Here is a 16336-nt window from a genome sequence, read left to right on the forward strand (position 1 = left end):
GCTGTGAACGGGTCACAGACAGCGCGACTACCCTCACTGAGGGCGGTTGCGGGAGTGACCGACCGCCGAGAGGAGTGTGAGTGGTGCGGGCAATCGATGGCGTCGATGTCGACGACCCGGATCGGGCCGACGATACGGACGTGCTCGACGAACATCCGCCGGCACTCAACGTGATGGCCGCCATCCGGCGTTTCCTGCCGGTGATGCACGGTCAACGATGGAAACTGGCGCTCGTCATCGCGCTGAACTTCCTCGAGGTCGGTACCAGCGTCATCACCGTCGCGCTGTTCGCGCACATCACCGACTCGGTGCTGGTGACCGGTGATCTGTCCGCGCTGTGGGCGCCGTTGGGGCTGTGGGTGGCGATCACCCTTGTGGGGTCGGCGTTCTCGTTCACCGCGACCATGGTCAGCGGTGTGGTCACCGAACGGATCCTGCTCCGACTGCGGGATCGGCTCTACGGTCACACCCAGCGGTTGGCCCCGCACACCCGACGACACTTCGAGACCGGCGATCTGATCGCCCGGCACAGCAGCGACGTCGACGAGATCGAGTATCTGGTGTCGTCGGGGGTCGTGCAGGCCGCGGTGGCCATCGGCAGCGCGGTGATCTACGCGATCGCGGCATTCGTGACCAGCTGGCAGCTGTCGCTGGTCGCCTTCATCCTCGCCCCGCTGCTGTGGGTGGTCTCCCGGCGGTTCGGCGAAGTGGTCAAACGTGCGGCGCGACGCGAACGAAAAGCCAACGGCCGCATCACCTCGCGTATCCAGGAGGGTATCTCCAACGCGCTGTCCATCCAGGCCGACAACCAGTCGGACAACGACCGTCGGAAAGTATTGCGCGAGGCCCGGATCTGGCGGGATGCCCGGGTGTCGGAGATCAAGGCCAATGCCGCGTTCTCCGAGACCGTCGCCATCGTCGAGATGCTGTGCATCATGGCCGTCATCGTCGTCGGTGCGTGGCAGATCTCCGAGGGCGCGGCCACCATCGGTACGCTGATCGCCCTGACCGGATACCTCGGCTACATGTACCCCCAGATCCAGTCGCTCGGTGAGCTCGCCGTGTCGGTCACATCGGCGACCGCCAGTGCCGAGCGGGTCGCCGAGATCCTCGACCAGCCCATCGGCGTCTCCGACCCCGACGACGCAGAGCAGCCCGAGTACCTCGCGCTCGCGGCCGACCACGACGAGGAGCTCTCGGGCGTCGCGGCGCAGGACACCGGTCGCCACGACATCACCGGTGCCGCATCGACACCCGCGGCCATCGACTTCGACAATGTGGTCTTCGGGTACCCGGACGCCGACCATCCCGTGCTGGAAGATGCGTCGGTCCACATCGCGCCCGGCGATTTCGTGGCGCTACTCGGCGACAGTGGTGCGGGCAAGAGCACCCTGATGTATCTGCTGCTGCGGTTCTACGATCCGGTGTCGGGCGAGATTCGCCTCGACGACAGGGACATTCGGACGATGCGCCTGCACGATCTGCGGTCGCAGATCGCGATGTTGCCGCAGCGCCTGGCGATCTTCCACGGGACGGTCGCCGACAACATCCGGTTCGGCAGTCCCGATGCCACCGACGAGCAGGTCGTCTCGGCCGCAGCGGCCGCCGACGCGACCCGGTTCATCGCCGAACTGCCCGAGGGTTTCGACACCATCCTGCGTGACAGCGGTGCGAACCTCTCCGGCGGTCAGCGGCAGCGGATCGGGTTGGCCAGAGCGTTTCTGCGCAACACTCCGCTGTTGATCCTGGACGAACCGACGACGGGTCTCGACGCCTCGACCACGCAGCGGGTGCTGACGCCACTGGTACGTCTCGCGCGCACGCGCACGACCATCCTGATCACCCACGATCCGGAGATCGCCGCCGTCGCCGACTACACGCTGACCGTGTCCGGCCGGCGGCTGGTACGGCACGGCCGGCAGAGCTGAGAGAGCCTCTGACACAGACGATCCCGTCACTCGAGGAGTGACGGGATCGTCGAGGTCTCAGCTCAGCTGCCGAAGAAGAAGAACGGCGGCAGCGGACGACGCCGCGGACGGCGGTGCGGCGGCGGCGGAACCGGACGTCCGTGCGGCGGCCGACCGTGACGCGGTCCTGGTCCGCGATGTCCCCGGGGCTGCGGGTGATGTCCTCGTGGCATGTGATTCCTCCCTCAGATCTGGTGCGGTCGTATCAGACCGGCACCATGGACCCACGCGATTGCGGGCCCTGCCGAGAGCGACATTAACAAAGCGAATCACAGCGATTCAACGAGAAAGTCGACAGACCGGTCGTGATCAATCCGACATACGGCGAATGTAACGTTCCACTGCGGCAACGCTATTGGTCGATGAAATTCCCTGTGAGCAGGCGGTTCTGGTGACGACCGGCGGTTTCTGTGAGAAAGTTACCAGTTTCCTGTGAATGATGCTCCGTGGTCGACGGGGCGTCGTGAAGAAGGGCCTTGTGATGGCCGGTGGTGTCATTTGTGCGAATAGTCGCAATGAACACAATGCGACGACGCGAACCCCCGGGGAAGGGTTCGCGTCGTCGTTGTCGGGTCAGATGACCCGCGTCAGCTCCCGAAGAACGGGAAGAAGGGGCGAGGACGCGGGCGCGGTGCCGGACGCTGTCCACGGCTCGGGCCGGGGCGCTCGTTGGTATGGCCCAGCGGACGGCCTTGCTGGTGTGGCTTCTGCGGCATGCTGTGCAACCTCCGTGTTGATCTACTTCTGCTCGTCGGCCGATGTCCTCGACCGACATCAGTGACAGTAGGGACGCAACCTTGCGATCAGCTGCGCGTCGAGCTGGTAATCGCCTGGGAGAAGGGCAGACCGGCGTCGGTCGACCGCGCGGCCCATACGCGGACCCTGCGAGCACACGCGAACGAAGCAACGCTCCGATATGCCTGCAGGCTTCGCGGATGCCCTATGCCATCGGGCAAAGATTCGCGGTGAGCGCAAACCTGTGCGGAGGGGATCGACGTCCATAGGGTCTGCACTGGGGTTTGCACCATCGCGGTGAACAGCGCCCGGCATTCCCCGGTGTGTGCCACGGCCCGGTACTGCGCGCAGGGTGATCAGGAGGCGGATTGATGATCGACGATGACCTCACCTCGACCACGGACGTACTGGTCGTCGGCGGGGGACCGGCGGCCGCGTGGGCGGCGATTGCGGCACGCGACGGCGGCGCCGACGTCATCGTCGTCGACAAGGGCTATTGCGGGACGTCCGGAACGACGGCCCCGGCGGGCACGGGGGTCTGGTACGTGGCGCCAGACCCCGGTGCCCGCGCTGCAGCCAAGGCGAGTCGGGAGGCTCTCGGGGGTCATCTGGCCGAGCACCCGTGGATGGATCGTGTTCTGGAACAGACCTATTCGAACATGCATCGACTCGGAACAGAGGGGCGCTACCCCTTTCCCGCGGACCCCCGGACAGGAGAACCGGTCCGGACCGGGGTGCAGGGACCCGAGTACATGCGCCGAATGCGGGCATGGCTGCAGCGGAGGGGTGTCACCATCCACGACCATTCGCCCGCGGTGGAACTGCTCGTCGACCGGGACGGTGGCGTGCGTGGAGTGGCCGGGCGAAGGCGGGACGGGCGCGGATACCGGATCACCGCCGGTGCGGTGGTGCTGGCCACCGGCGGTTGCGCGTTCCTGTCCCGGGCGTTGGGCACCAATGTCGACACCGGGGACGGTGCATTGATGGCCGCCGAGGTCGGAGCCGAGTTCTCCGGCATGGAGTTCGGGAATGCCTACGGCATCGTGCCGAAGGGATCGACGATCACGAAGACGGCCTACTACGGCTACGCCACCTTCTTCCACGAGGACGGGCGGGTCGTGGAGGGCGCCGGTTCGAGCAAGGGGCGCTCGGTGATCGCTCAAACCCTGTTGTCGGAGAAGGTGTTCGCACAGCTCGACCGGGCCGACGAGAAGGTCGCGGCGCAGATGCGGCTCGGCCAGCCCAACTTCTTCCTCCAGTTCGACCGGCGCGGAATAGATCCCTTCAACCAGCGGTTCGAGGTGGATCTGCTCGCCGAAGGTACGGTCCGGGGTACCGGCGGAGTGCACATCGTGAACGATGATTGCTGGACCGGTGTACCCGGCCTCTACGCGGCGGGTGATGTGGCGACCAGAGAGCGGATCTGTGGTGGTTTCACCGGTGGCGGCAGCCATAATTCGGCGTGGGCGATGTCATCGGGCAGTTTCGCGGGCGCCGCGGCGGCCCGCTGCGCTCGCACATCCGGGTCGGTGCCGGAGCCCGATGTCTCCGGAGCCGGGCGTGTGGGACTCGGCGACGGTGCCGGTGGTCCGGCGGCACGCGACGTGGTGGCCGCGGCGCAGTCCGAGCTGTTGCCGTTCGACAAGAACTTCCTGCGTAGCGGGGATCGGATGTCGTCGGCGCTGCACGAACTGAACCTGTTGTGGGAGAGCATCTCCGGTGACCGATTCGGGGCTCCCGACCCGCTCGCTCAGGTACGCGCCCGGCAGGCCGCGGCGATGACTGCGGTAGGTCGCTGGGTCTACACGGCCGCGTTGGCCCGCACCGAATCGCGCGGTATGAGCAAACGGGAGGATTTTCCTGCTCTCGACGACTCGCAGCGCCGAAGTCAGCTGACCGGGGGCCTCGACGAGATCTGGGTTCGTCCCGCCGGTGTGCACTCGGAGCGGGTCGGTGCCGCGTGATCGAGCTGGTGCTCGCCGACGCCTGCATCGGCTGTGACAAATGCGTGGTCGTCTGTCCCACAGATGTTTTCGACACCACACCGTCAGGAATCCCGGTGATCGCACGCCAGGATGATTGTCAGACCTGCTTCATGTGTGAGGCATACTGCCCGACCGATGCGCTGTACGTGGGCCCGGATGCCACGCCGGAAGGGCTGGTCGCCGACGATGTCCCCGCCGATCTGATCGGCAGTTATCGCGACCGGATCGGATGGGGAAGAGGTCGACGTCCGGGCGCACGTACGGCCGTCGGACCGCCGATCCCGCACGGAGATCTGCCCCCTCGCCTCACGGAGCGGGCATCGATTGCATCTCAACGGATTACGACGCGAGAGGTCGAACCACGATGACTGCCACCACATCTCCCCGGTTCGGGGTCTGGGCCAACGTCTACGGAACATGGGCGTCGGCTCATCACCCCGACGACCCGATCGATGCTTCGTGGGAACGCAACCGGGACCTCGTGGTGCGTGCCGAAGAACTCGGCTACGACTCCACGCTGATCGCGCAGCACATCATGAACCCGTCGGATCACGATCGCGATCAGCTCGAGACCTGGACAGCGGCCGCCGCATTGGCGGCCTCGACGAGCCGTATCGAACTGATCGCAGCGATCAAGCCACTACTGTTTCACCCCGTGGTGCTGGCCAAACAAGCGGCCAACATCGAGGAGATCTCACAGGGGCGGTTGTCGCTGAACGTCGTCAACGCTTGGTACCGACCCGAGATCGAGCGTGCCGGAATCGAGTTCCCGGAGCATGACGACCGATACGGGTACGGGGCCGAATGGCTGTCGATCGTGCGGCGACTGCTCAATGGGGAAGTGGTCTCGCATGAGGGCCGGTACTTCAGTGTGGACGGCTACCGGCTCCGACCAGCCGGGCGGTTCCGGGAACGACCAGTGATCTATGTCGGGGGCGAGTCAGATCAGGCGCGCGACCTGGTTGCCGACCAAGGGGACGTCTGGTTCATCAACGGTCAGCCGATCGAGAACGTCCGTGCGCTGATCGGCAGTGTCGATGCTCGCCGCCGGCTGGGACCGCCGGTCCGATATGGGCTCGCGGCCTACGTGATCACGCGGCCCGACGAGGCCGCGGCACGGGCCGAACTGGCTGACCAATGGCGACTGAACGATCTCGACCGGGCCGGTCTCGAGCACGTCATCGCCGGCGCCGACGAGAAGGCGGTCATGTTCCACACGTTCGCGAAGTACCCGGCCATCGGCACCAACGGTGGCACCTCGGCGGGTCTGGTGGGCTCCTACGATCAGGTCGCTGACCGTGTCGTGGCCTTCCACCGGGCCGGCATCGAGACGTTCATGCTGCAGTTCCAGCCATTCGAATCGGAAATGGAACGCTTTGCCACAGAGGTGATCCCGAGGGTGCACGAGCGTCTGGGGGCATCGCTGGGCGAACGGACCGGATAACTCCTACGAGAAACGGACCGCGCCCGATGGGTGCGGTCCGTTTCTCGTCGTGTCAGCGGGAGTGACGTCCCGGAGCATCCGGCGGCGGATAGTCGCCGGGATACTGTCCGGGCGGCGGGTAGGCCCCGCCGGGCTGGGGCGGGTAATTACCCGGAGGGTACGAGCCGGGGGGATAGTCACCCGGAGGATAGTTGCCCGGCGGGGGATAGGACCCCGGCGCCGGCTGCGGTGTGGCATAGGGCTGACCACCGCCCGGCGGGACCTGCTGCGGCTGAACGGCTTCCGCGGGCGGTGGGGTGGTGAGCCGCTGAGTCGCGCCGGCATCGGGACCGCTGGGGGCGCCCGGATCCTTGAGGTGATCCGGAAGCTCCTCTTCGGCAGCCTCTTTCGCCTTCGACGTGCCCTCAGGGTCGAGCAGATCGCGGATCTCGGCGAGCAGCGACACCTCTGTGGCCTCGGCCTTCTTGCCGAAACCGCCGAGCTCGGAGAGTTTGTTGTACGGCACGATGATGATGAAGTACACGACCGCGGCGATGATCAGGAAGTTGATGATCGCAGTGATCACCGCCCCGATGTCGACGTAGGTCGACGGGCTGTCGGTGATCTGGAAACCGAGCCCCTGTGTCGCATCTGTCCCGACCGGGATGGCATTGATCAGCGGCTGGATGATCTTGTCGGTGAAGGCGGTGACGATTGCGGTGAAAGCCGCACCGATGATGACCGCGGTGGCCAACTCGACGACGTTGCCCTTGAGTATGAAGTCCTTGAATCCCTTGAGCACGGTGTGCGGTCCTCTCCTCATCGGTATCCCGCTCTTGTCCAGGTAATTCCGGTGGGTGTGGGGAATCCCCTGAGCACGGTTGTCAACGCCGTCTCGCAAACCCTATCCAGGATCGTAAACGACCGTTGCAGTGTTTTGCTGAATCCCCGGCAACGCCGGGCCGAGTTCATCGCTGTCTGGTTGCGGGTCGGCAGGTGCTGTGATCAATGCACGACCACGGCCAACGCGGTGTCGAGTCCCGCGGCCGCGACACGATGCGCGGAGGCCTCGGCCATGGCGAGCAGGATCGGGTGAGGCCCGGCTCTGCCACCGGAGAGCAGTCCGTCCTCCCCGTCGACCCTCGTGAGGGCCACGACGGCTCCTCGAGCGAGCACCGCGGTCGAGCGCTCGTGATCATCTACGCTCCCGTCCGCGGTGTCGTCGGCGGCCAGCACGTCCACCACGTCACCCTCACGCAGCAACGACGTCACCGTCTGCTCGGCGAGCTCGACCGGGACCAACCGGGCGTCCGATCGCCCGACGAGGCGAGCGGGAAGTCGGGTCGACAGCAGTCGGGAGTCGGTGAGGATCTCACCGGACCGCACCGAACCGGCGACGGTGCGTCCGACGGCGTCCGCGGTCATCCGCAGCGCACCGGTCGGGATCAGTCCGCCCGGGATCTCACGAACCGCCAGGTCGGTTGCCGCCACCGCATGACCCGGCATCAGGTCCGTGGTGGTGACCACCACGGTGCGCTCCGCCGACCCACGGTGACCCGCCACCGCGACCACGACGGCGGCGACCACGAGACACACCGACGCTGTGCGGCGGGCCAGCACCGACCGTGACCAACCTGGGCGAAGGGTGTGGCGGATGCGGTCGACGATGCGAGGCGACAACTCGTCGTGGGAGATCAGGCGCATGGTCGGCGACGGTAATGCGCTTGCCCACATCGGAACGTCTCGTCGTCACATCTGTGGACAACCCGATGCGATGAGGGCCATGTGGACTGCGCGATGGCGTCCGGGTCCGGGCAACGCCGCTGGTCCGACCAGCGTCTACGCGTGTCGCGACGCCCCTCTTCGAGGTGTGCGGTCGCTCTCAGGGGAGAATGGTCCGCGGTGTGCCGGGAAGTCTGGTCGGCCCCCGTCGGACGGACGGGGAGATAATTCGGTGGTGCCGTGAGCCCGCCCGACCACGAAGGAGCTCCGCGCTCATGTCCTCGACCACGCCTCGTCAGGCCTCCCCGCGGCAACGATTCCGCCGCTGGGTCTCACTCGACACCACGAGCGGTGTGCTGCTGCTCATCGCGGCGGTCGCCGCGGTCGTCTGGGCGAACTCGCCGTGGCGCGATTCCTACGCATCCCTGACCGCTTTCGAGTTCGGTCCCGAGCAACTGCACCTGCATCTGTCGGTGGCCGAGTGGGCGGCCGACGGGCTGTTGGCGATCTTCTTCTTCGTCGTCGGTGTGGAACTCAAACAGGAGTTCGTGGCGGGCAGTCTTCGGGACCTGCGCCTGGCAGGCGTGCCCATCGTCGCGGCCATCGGCGGCATGGCGGTTCCCGCGCTGTGTTACGTGGCGGTGGTCGCCGTCGGCGACCCGGAGGCCCTTCGAGGTTGGGCGATCCCCACCGCGACCGACATCGCGTTCGCGCTCGCCGTGCTCGCGATCTTCGGCCGTGGCCTGCCGCTGGCCCTTCGGACGTTCCTGCTGACCCTCGCGGTCGTCGACGATCTGCTCGGCATCATCGTGATCGCCAGCGTCTACACCGAATCCATCGACTTCGTGATGCTGGCCGCGGCTCTGGTCATCATCGCGGTGTTCGGGGTGATCGTGCGGTTGCGTCGGCCGCGGTGGCGTCCACTGGTCCCCATCGTCCTGATCGCGCTCGCCGTCGTGGCGTGGGCGCTGATGCACGCATCCGGCGTGCATTCGACGGTCGCAGGCGTCCTGCTCGGTTTCGTCGTACCCGCGGTTCTGATCCATGGGGAGTCGTCGTCTCGTACGCACCAATTCGACGTGGCCGTGCGGCCCACGTCGTCGGCCGTCGCCTTGCCGATCTTCGCGTTCCTCTCGGCGGGTGTTGCCGTGGTCGGCGGTGACTCGGCGATCGTGCAGCCGGTCTCGGTGGGCATCTTCCTCGGTCTGGTCCTCGGAAAGGTCGTCGGCGTGCTCGGCGCGACGGCGCTCATGACGAAACTGACCCCCCTGCGGCTGCCGGACTCGATCGGTATCCGTGACCTCCTCCCGATCGGGATGCTGACCGGTGTCGGTTTCACGGTCGCGCTACTGATCGCGGAACTCTCGTTCGAGGGTGGCTCCGACGATCACGCCGCAGCGGCCAAGGCGGCCATCCTGGCGGGCAGCGTCGTCGCGGCGGTGTGCGCCGGCGCATTGCTGCGGTGGGATGCTCGTCGCGTCCGGGATCGGGACATGAACTGCGACGGTGTCGACGATGTGGCCACCGAACGAATCGGGGACTGATCGGTTCGATCTCTTGGTGACAACACCCCGCTGACCGGCCATCGGTTGGCACTCGGAATGTCGGAGTGCCAACTTCGGTTATCATGTGCAGCGATCACAATTCTTCGGAGGTTTTCGGTGCCCACTTACTCGTATGCATGCACGGAGTGCGACAACAAGTTCGACATCGTGCAGTCGTTCACCGATGATTCCCTCACCGAGTGCCCGCAGTGCTCGGGCCGTCTGCGCAAGCTGTTCAACTCGGTCGGCATCGTCTTCAAGGGCAGTGGCTTCTACCGCACCGATTCCCGCTCCGGCTCGACGGCGAGCGAGAGCGCGTCCTCGTCGGACAGCTCGTCGTCGAAGTCGGAAAGCAACTCGAGCACGTCGTCGAGCACCTCGACCAAGTCGGAGAGCTCCTCGTCGACGACCTCGAGCGCCTCGGCCGCCTCCGCCTGATCCCCGACCGGGATCACCGGCCGAGTTCGCGAAATCCACCCTCGGGGGTGAGTACCCAGCCGACCCGCACATCGTGCTCGTCGGCGGGTAGCGCGTCGTCGAGCACCTCGTCGTCGTAGACGACCGCCACGATAGGGGCGGTCGCCCCGGGCAGCGTGCGGTCGTAGTATCCCGCACCGCGGCCGAGCCGGGTCCCCGTCGCATCCACCGCATACGCGGGCACCAGGATCAGCGATGCAGCCTCGATCGCGTCTTCACCGAGCTGTTCACCGGTCGGCTCGGACAATCCCCACCGACCTTCGACGAGCGAGTCCGGACCGTCGTATCGCACCCAGTTCATTCGACGCGGTGCCCCCTCACCGACCACGGGGAGGAGCACGATGACCCCGCGGTCGCCGAGCGCGTCGAGGATGGCCGTGGAGCCGGGTTCGGTGCCGAACGGCACGTAGGCCGCTACCGTGACGTCGTATTCCAGACGAAACGGTGCCGCCGCGACCCAGGCCGCGAGATCGAGGGCCGCCTGCTGTCGAACCCGGGCCGAGCGCGCCGATCGTCGCTGCTCGAACCGGGCGCGGAGCTGCTTCTTCGTGGTCTGCACTCAGGCCACCTTCTGGTCACAGGGCATGGTTGTGAGAGCCGTCGCATACCGATGGTCGAGGGCCACTCGACAGGATCCTCGCAGAAATCGACACTAGGGTATTTGCATGACCACCAGTGACGTGAGCAAGGCCGCCGGCGCGTTCACCGAATACGACCACGTGCCGAACACGCCGCCGATCCCGCGGACCGCTGTTGTGCCCGCGGCCGGACTCGGCACCCGCTTCCTGCCTGCCACCAAGACCGTGCCCAAGGAATTGTTGCCGGTGGTGGACACACCGGGCATCGAACTCGTCGCCGAGGAGGCGAAGTCCGCAGGAGCCGAGCGCCTGCTGATCATCACCTCACCCGGCAAGGACGGCGTGGTCGCACACTTCGTCGAAGACCTCGTCCTGGAGAACACACTCGCCATGCGGGGTAAGGCGTCGATGCTGGCGAAGGTGCGCAAGGCGCCGTCGCTGCTCGAGGTCGCATCGGTGATCCAGGAGAAACCGCTCGGGCTCGGACATGCGGTCGGGTGCGTCGAGCAGTACCTCGACGACGACGAGGACGCGGTCGCCGTGTTGTTGCCCGACGACCTGGTGCTGCCGGGCGGCGTCCTCGAGGTGATGGCCCGCACCCGTCAGCGTCGTGGCGGTTCGGTGCTGTGTGCGATCGAGGTGCCGTCGGACAAGATCAGCGCCTACGGCGTCTTCGACGTCGAGGAACTGCCGGACGCGAACAACCCCAACGTGAAGCGCCTCAAGGGCATGGTGGAGAAGCCGGACGCCGACAAGGCGCCGTCGAACCTGGCCGCGGCAGGCCGATACATCCTCGACCGCAAGATCTTCGACGCGTTGCGTCGTATCGAACCCGGCGCCGGTGGCGAGTTGCAGCTGACCGATGCGATCGCCCTGCTCATCGAAGAAGGCGAACCCGTGCATGTCGTGGTGCACCACGGCACGCGCCACGACCTGGGCAATCCGGGTGGGTATCTGAAGGCTGCGGTCGATTTTGCCCTGGATCGGGAGGATTACGGACCCGAGTTGCGGCAGTGGCTCGAAAAGCGTCTCGCCGAAGGCTGACACCGGGGTCAGCGCGCCTCGGACACCCGACGACGGCCTCCGACTAACGTCTGGTGGGCAGTTCGTCTCCGTGCCCGTCGAGGTGCGGTGAATCGGAGACGGTCTGGAACCCGCAGAGTGTCGGCCGAGAGGGCAATGAGGTGAGATGCGTTCCGTCGAAGATCATCTGACCCGAGTGACCGCGGCCGCGGTCGCGCCGCGACCGGTACGGGTCGCGATCTCCGAGGCACAGGGCCTGATGTGCGCCGAGGAAGTGGTGACCGAGCGGCCGATGCCCGGTTTCGATCAGGCAGCCATCGACGGTTACGCGGTTCGCGCCGTCGACGTCGATCTGGCCGGTGCGCTCGCGCCCGAGGACATCGAGGGTTTCGACTCCGGTGGGGCCGAGCTGGTCGGTCTCACCGCGGGGGAGCCGATGGTGGTGCAGTTGCCGGTCGTCGGTGAAGTCGGGCCGGGCGCCCGTACTCCCATCCGGTTGCAACCCCGTCAGGCCGTGCGGGTGGAGACGGGTGCGCCGATGCCCACCCTCGCCGATGCGGTCGTCCCGGTGCGCTGGACCGATGGCGGCGAATCGAAGGTGCGGGTCGGCCACGCAGTGGAGAGCAGCGCCTACGTGCGGCGCGTCGGCGACGACGTGCAGCCGGGTGACGTCGCCGTTCGAGCCGGTTCGATCATCGGGCCCGCGCAGGTCGGGTTGCTGGCCGCAGTCGGGCAGGCGCGGGTGATGGTGCACCCGCGACCGAGGCTGTCGGTTGTCTCGATCGGCAGTGAACTCGTCGACATCGACCGGTCTCCCGGTCCCGGACAGATCTACGACGTCAACAGTTACGCGCTCGCCGCGGCCGCCCGCGACGCCGGCGCTGACGTCAATCGCGTCGGGCTCACCGAGCGTGAGACCTCACGCATGCGTGAAGTGGTCGAGGCGCAGCTGATCCGGTCGGAGATCGTGGTGATCTGCGGTGCCGTCGGCGGCAGTGCGTCGCGGGCGGTTGCCGAGGCACTGAGCGATCTGGGCGAACTGGAGATCGTCCGTGTCGCCATGCATCCGGGTTCGGTGCAGGGTTTCGGACGGCTCGGGCGTGACGAGGTGCCGACCTTCCTGTTGCCGTCGAACCCGGTCAGCGCTCTGGTGACGTTCGAGGTCATGGTGCGGCCGCTGATCCGAATCGCGCTGGGCAAACGACAGCCGATGCGTCGGATCATCAAGGCCCGCACCATCGGTCCCATCGCATCGGTGCAGGGCCGTAAGGGCTATCTGCGCGGGCAGTTGATGCGCGACGAGCGGTCGGGCGAATACCTGGTGCAGGTCATCGGGGCGTCGCCGACCGGGAGTTCGCACCTGCTCGCCGAGCTCGCCGAGGCCAACTGTCTGATCCTCGTCGAACCCGACGTGGAGGAGTTGAGCACCGGTGACGAGGTAGAGGTGGCATTCCTCGCGCAGCGAGGGTGAGGACAAGACGGGGCAACTAAAATCACAATGGTGTGGAGTTGGTTGACCGGGACGCAGACCAATCCCGGCTGGCCCGCGACCCTGGGGCCGTTGCGGACTCCGGCGGGCGCGGTGGTTCTGCGGCCGGTGCGCCTGCGGGACGCGAAGGCGTGGAGTGAACTGCGTATCCGGAATCAGAACTCGCTGCTGCCCTGGGAACCGACCGGCATCGGTTCCTGGGCCGAGCGTCATCACCCGAGCGCCTGGCCGCCGCTCTACTCGGTGCTGCGGTCCGAGGCCAAGCGGGGAGTGGTCCTGCCGTTCGTGATCGAGCTCGACGGCCGCTACGTCGGCCAACTCACGATCGGCAACATCCAGCGCGGCGCGGTGCGTACCGCGTGGATCGGTTACTGGGTGGATGCGCAGCATTTCGGCCAGGGAATTGCCACGGCAGCAGTCGCTTTGGGCGTCGACCACTGCTTCGGCCCGGTCGGTCTGCATCGGCTCGACGCCACGGTGCAGCCATCCAACGCGGCATCGCAGGCGGTGCTCACCAAGGTCGGTTTCCGTCGTGAGGGGCTGCTGGAGCGCTATATGGACGTGAACCGTCGGTGGCGCGATCACATCCTGTTCGCGATCACCACCGAGGAGGTCGTCGGAGGGGCGGCGGAGACGCTGGTGCGGTCGGGACGGGCATCGTTCACCTGAGGCCCTGAGGGGCCGATCGTCGTCGGATGCGGGTGTGCGCGACGTATTCTGCCGGCATGTCAGCTGTGGAGATATCGGTCCGTGGAGTCGCTCGTCGTCGTTTCCGGCCAGAGCAAGGGGTGCTGGGGGTCTCGATCAATCTCGAAGGTCCCTCTCGCGAGTCCGTCTACCGAGATGCGGTCGCGCTGCACGGCGCACTCACCGAGGCGCTGGCCGACCTCGAGGCCGGTGGCGCGGTGAGCCGATGGTCCAGCGAATCGGTGCGGGTCTTCGGATATCGGCCCGTCGATGCCAAAGGGCGTCGTCGGGAGCCCATCTACTCCACGCGCATTCCGATCGAGGCTGAGTTCGTCGATTTCGAGGCGCTCTCGCAGTACATCGACCGATGGGCCACCACGGAGGGTGTGACCGTGGGTGCGGTCGATTGGAATGTCCGCGACGACAATCGACGTACCTACGCCGCCGAGTTACGCCAGGAAGCCGTCGCCGACGCGGTCGCCAAAGCGCAGTCCTACGCCGATGCCGTCGGCCGGGGGACGGTGGTGGCCACCCACTTGGCCGACCCGAACATGTTGTCGGAGTCGCGACCTGCGCCCATGGTGCGGGCCGCGCCCGCCGCAAAGTTCGTCGCGGCCCAGCCTCCCGAGCCCGAGCTCGAGCTCCGACCCGAGGACATCGAGCTCTCTGTCGCCGTGGACGCCCGATTCGTCGCCGAATAGCTGCGTGTGTGAGAAACCTGTGAATCGGTGAATGTCGGTGTCACCCGGCGCGTCTGCGCTGGCAACGCGATGGACGCACATAGATTGTGGGGTGACCTCGTGTAACCAGAGTGAAAGAAGGGAGAGTCATGTCGAACTCCGTGCTGTGGGTCTGCCTTGTGGCCGTTTGGCTTTTCGTGCTGGTTCCGATGGTCATCAAGGGGCGACCTCAGATGCGCAAGACGACGGACGCCGCGAAGGAGACGCGTCTGCTGCACCGTGGTGGCACGCGTGCGCGGACCACCCGTAGGCGCGCGTCGGGTGCGCACCCACATGATCCGTCCTGGCGGTCGGCGCGATCCACGCGCCCGACCCGAAGCGCCACCGCCGTGCTCGATGACGAAGATGCCGAGACGGCAACGGATTCGGATGACGAGGACACCGTGACGAAGAGCCGCATGCGTCGCGCGACCGGCGCGAAGGTGCAGGCTCCGGTCGTCGACGAGTCCGATGACACCGATGACTTGGCGGACGACGACGATCTCGACGTGGTGTCCGAAGCCGACGACGCGGACTCGGACACCGGCGATGCAGGCCTGATCGACGACACGGCATCGGACGCCGAGGCCGACGGTTCCGTCGACGACGACTCGGATGACGACGGCTACTCCGAGGACGAGACCGCGACCGTCGATGGTGAGTTCGTCGACCCCGAACGCGACGACGAGGACAGCGACGTCGATGACGACGTCGTGGACGTGGAGATCGCGTCGGTCACCGACATCGACGACACGGACATCGACACCGACGACGAGGCAGAGGACGACACTGCGGAGTATGAGGCCGAGGACGACATGGCCGAGTACGAGGACGCGGAGGGTCAGGACGCCGAGGATTCGGAGTACGACGACGACCGCGATGACTCAGATCACGACGAGGACGCCGAGTACGACGACTCCGACTACGACGACTTTGACGATTCCGAGTACGAGGACGAAGCCGAGTACGACGACCAGTCTGACTACGACGATTCGGAGTACGACGAGGACGCGGAGTACGACGACGAGGACGATTCCGACTACGACGACGATGTGACGGACGAGCACGTCGACGACCTCGAGGACGAGATCGTCGAACCTCCGGTCCGTCGTCGGCGGCCCACGTCGACATCGCCCGACGACCAGCGCACCGCCCTGCGATACCGCGAGCGCCAACGTGTTCTCATCGGACTGGTGATCTTGGTCATCGCGGCTGCGGCGTCGGGGATCTTCCTCGGCATGGTCGGATGGGCGTTGACCGGCGTTGCCGGATTCTTGCTGATCGGCTACCTGGCGTACCTGCGGCGGACCGCAGCGACCGAGGCCCGAATCCGCGCTCAGCGTGCAGCTCGGGCTCGTCGGGCGCAACGGGAGCGCACGGAGCGTCGTCGGCGCGAGGAGGCGATTCCCGAGTTCGCTGCCGCACCGCCACCGCCGCGCCTGCGCCGCCCCGGTGGGGCCACCGTCCTGGAGATCGACGACGAGGACCCGGTGTTCGACCACCTGCCGCCGTTCCAGCGTCGTCGGATGATGCGCGAAGACGACGAACTGCGTCGTGTCGCCGGCTGATCACCGCTCGTCAGAACCGCCTCAGCTCTCCGCCCACACGGGACTGTGCGTCGGCGTATCCGCCGTCGGCAGCCGTCCTGGGCCCGAGATCTGAGGCGGTTCTCGTTGTCCCGGGGGATCGGGGGTGGCGTTTGTGAGTTACCGCTCCGGGACTGCTAAAGTGGCCAAGGCCGGTCAGTCGATGACCACCAGGGGCTATGGCGCAGTTGGTAGCGCGACTCGTTCGCATCGAGTAGGTCAGGGGTTCGATTCCCCTTAGCTCCACACAAGTTCGCAGGTGAAAGGTCCTCCCGGAGATCGTCGGGAGGACCATTTTCCACTGTGGCGGACGTCACTGGTGTTGCGAATCCGTGTCTCACGAATCGCAGCGTTATCCACGACGATGCTGTGCAAACCCTGCCTGTTCTCATCGTTTCGCC

General features: G+C 66.5%; 14 protein-coding genes and 1 tRNA gene. 12 read left to right on the forward strand and 3 right to left on the reverse strand.

What is annotated here, in order from left to right; all coding sequences use genetic code 11:
* Positions 1-83: 83 nt before the first annotated feature.
* The 4 genes from AAFP35_RS20370 to AAFP35_RS20385 all read left to right on the forward strand — a co-directional run bounded on the left by AAFP35_RS20370 (position 84) and on the right by AAFP35_RS20385 (position 6131).
* On the forward strand, positions 84-1928 hold the full coding sequence (locus AAFP35_RS20370) for an ABC transporter ATP-binding protein (protein ID WP_419223465.1): 1845 nt from the start codon (positions 84-86) through the stop codon (positions 1926-1928).
* 1145 nt (positions 1929-3073) lie between these two features.
* Positions 3074-4666, forward strand: coding sequence for an FAD-binding protein (locus AAFP35_RS20375; RefSeq protein WP_419223466.1), 1593 nt, complete (start codon positions 3074-3076; stop codon positions 4664-4666).
* A complete protein-coding gene (locus AAFP35_RS20380; RefSeq protein ID WP_419223467.1) occupies positions 4663-5055 on the forward strand; it encodes a 4Fe-4S binding protein in 393 nt (130 codons plus the stop codon). The genes AAFP35_RS20375 and AAFP35_RS20380 overlap by 4 nt, the downstream gene beginning before the upstream one ends.
* Positions 5052-6131: an LLM class flavin-dependent oxidoreductase gene (locus AAFP35_RS20385; RefSeq protein ID WP_419223468.1), complete on the forward strand. Its 1080-nt coding sequence runs from the start codon at positions 5052-5054 to the stop codon at positions 6129-6131. Before AAFP35_RS20380 ends, AAFP35_RS20385 begins: the two co-directional genes overlap by 4 nt.
* A gap of 52 nt (positions 6132-6183) precedes the next feature.
* Here the strand turns inward: AAFP35_RS20385 and mscL are convergent, their stop codons facing one another.
* Both mscL and AAFP35_RS20395 read right to left on the reverse strand, forming a co-directional pair.
* Entirely contained in the window at positions 6184-6912 is a 729-nt protein-coding gene (gene mscL, locus AAFP35_RS20390; RefSeq protein WP_419223549.1) for a large-conductance mechanosensitive channel protein MscL, read from the reverse strand.
* Positions 6913-7115: 203 nt separating this feature from the next.
* Positions 7116-7814, reverse strand: a complete 699-nt coding sequence (locus AAFP35_RS20395; protein WP_419223469.1) for an SAF domain-containing protein — start codon at positions 7812-7814, stop codon at positions 7116-7118.
* Positions 7815-8107: 293 nt separating this feature from the next.
* Between AAFP35_RS20395 and nhaA the strand changes: the two genes are divergently transcribed.
* Both nhaA and AAFP35_RS20405 read left to right on the forward strand, forming a co-directional pair.
* A complete protein-coding gene (nhaA, locus tag AAFP35_RS20400) occupies positions 8108-9376 on the forward strand; it encodes a Na+/H+ antiporter NhaA (RefSeq protein WP_419223470.1) in 1269 nt (422 codons plus the stop codon).
* A gap of 117 nt (positions 9377-9493) precedes the next feature.
* Positions 9494-9814: an FmdB family zinc ribbon protein gene (locus AAFP35_RS20405; protein WP_419223471.1), complete on the forward strand. Its 321-nt coding sequence runs from the start codon at positions 9494-9496 to the stop codon at positions 9812-9814.
* 13 nt (positions 9815-9827) lie between these two features.
* Here the strand turns inward: AAFP35_RS20405 and AAFP35_RS20410 are convergent, their stop codons facing one another.
* Positions 9828-10412: a 5-formyltetrahydrofolate cyclo-ligase gene (locus AAFP35_RS20410; RefSeq protein WP_419223472.1), complete on the reverse strand. Its 585-nt coding sequence runs from the start codon at positions 10410-10412 to the stop codon at positions 9828-9830.
* Positions 10413-10518: 106 nt separating this feature from the next.
* Here AAFP35_RS20410 and AAFP35_RS20415 point away from each other — a divergent pair, with 106 nt between their 5' ends.
* The 6 genes from AAFP35_RS20415 (at position 10519) to AAFP35_RS20440 (ending at position 16181) form a co-directional block, all read left to right on the forward strand.
* Positions 10519-11475, forward strand: a complete 957-nt coding sequence (locus AAFP35_RS20415; protein WP_419223473.1) for a UTP--glucose-1-phosphate uridylyltransferase — start codon at positions 10519-10521, stop codon at positions 11473-11475.
* A 145-nt stretch (positions 11476-11620) separates the two neighbouring features.
* Positions 11621-12925: a gephyrin-like molybdotransferase Glp gene (glp, locus tag AAFP35_RS20420; RefSeq protein ID WP_419223474.1), complete on the forward strand. Its 1305-nt coding sequence runs from the start codon at positions 11621-11623 to the stop codon at positions 12923-12925.
* Between the two features lie 30 nt (positions 12926-12955).
* Positions 12956-13612 (forward strand): GNAT family N-acetyltransferase, encoded by a 657-nt coding sequence (locus tag AAFP35_RS20425; protein ID WP_419223475.1) that lies wholly within the window; start codon positions 12956-12958, stop codon positions 13610-13612.
* A gap of 56 nt (positions 13613-13668) precedes the next feature.
* The gene (locus AAFP35_RS20430) at positions 13669-14331 is read left to right on the forward strand and encodes an SIMPL domain-containing protein (protein ID WP_419223476.1); all 663 of its coding nucleotides are present in this window, start codon (positions 13669-13671) and stop codon (positions 14329-14331) included.
* A gap of 128 nt (positions 14332-14459) precedes the next feature.
* A complete protein-coding gene (glpR, locus tag AAFP35_RS20435; protein ID WP_419223477.1) occupies positions 14460-15917 on the forward strand; it encodes a gephyrin-like molybdotransferase receptor GlpR in 1458 nt (485 codons plus the stop codon).
* A 191-nt stretch (positions 15918-16108) separates the two neighbouring features.
* Positions 16109-16181: transfer RNA gene (locus AAFP35_RS20440), tRNA-Ala, on the forward strand.
* Positions 16182-16336: the final 155 nt, after the last annotated feature.

Origin of the sequence: Gordonia sp. CPCC 206044 (genome assembly GCF_048537895.1) — a bacterium.
Classification (GTDB): domain Bacteria; phylum Actinomycetota; class Actinomycetes; order Mycobacteriales; family Mycobacteriaceae; genus Gordonia.

Coding starts and splice junctions, on each gene's coding strand:
- AAFP35_RS20375 (WP_419223466.1), top strand. CDS start 3,074: ATGATCGACGATGACCTCACCTCGACCACGGACGTACTGGTCGTCGGC.
- AAFP35_RS20385 (WP_419223468.1), top strand. CDS start 5,052: ATGACTGCCACCACATCTCCCCGGTTCGGGGTCTGGGCCAACGTCTAC.
- AAFP35_RS20395 (WP_419223469.1), bottom strand. CDS start 7,814: ATGCGCCTGATCTCCCACGACGAGTTGTCGCCTCGCATCGTCGACCGC.
- nhaA (WP_419223470.1), top strand. CDS start 8,108: ATGTCCTCGACCACGCCTCGTCAGGCCTCCCCGCGGCAACGATTCCGC.
- AAFP35_RS20415 (WP_419223473.1), top strand. CDS start 10,519: ATGACCACCAGTGACGTGAGCAAGGCCGCCGGCGCGTTCACCGAATAC.
- glp (WP_419223474.1), top strand. CDS start 11,621: ATGCGTTCCGTCGAAGATCATCTGACCCGAGTGACCGCGGCCGCGGTC.
- AAFP35_RS20430 (WP_419223476.1), top strand. CDS start 13,669: ATGTCAGCTGTGGAGATATCGGTCCGTGGAGTCGCTCGTCGTCGTTTC.
- glpR (WP_419223477.1), top strand. CDS start 14,460: ATGTCGAACTCCGTGCTGTGGGTCTGCCTTGTGGCCGTTTGGCTTTTC.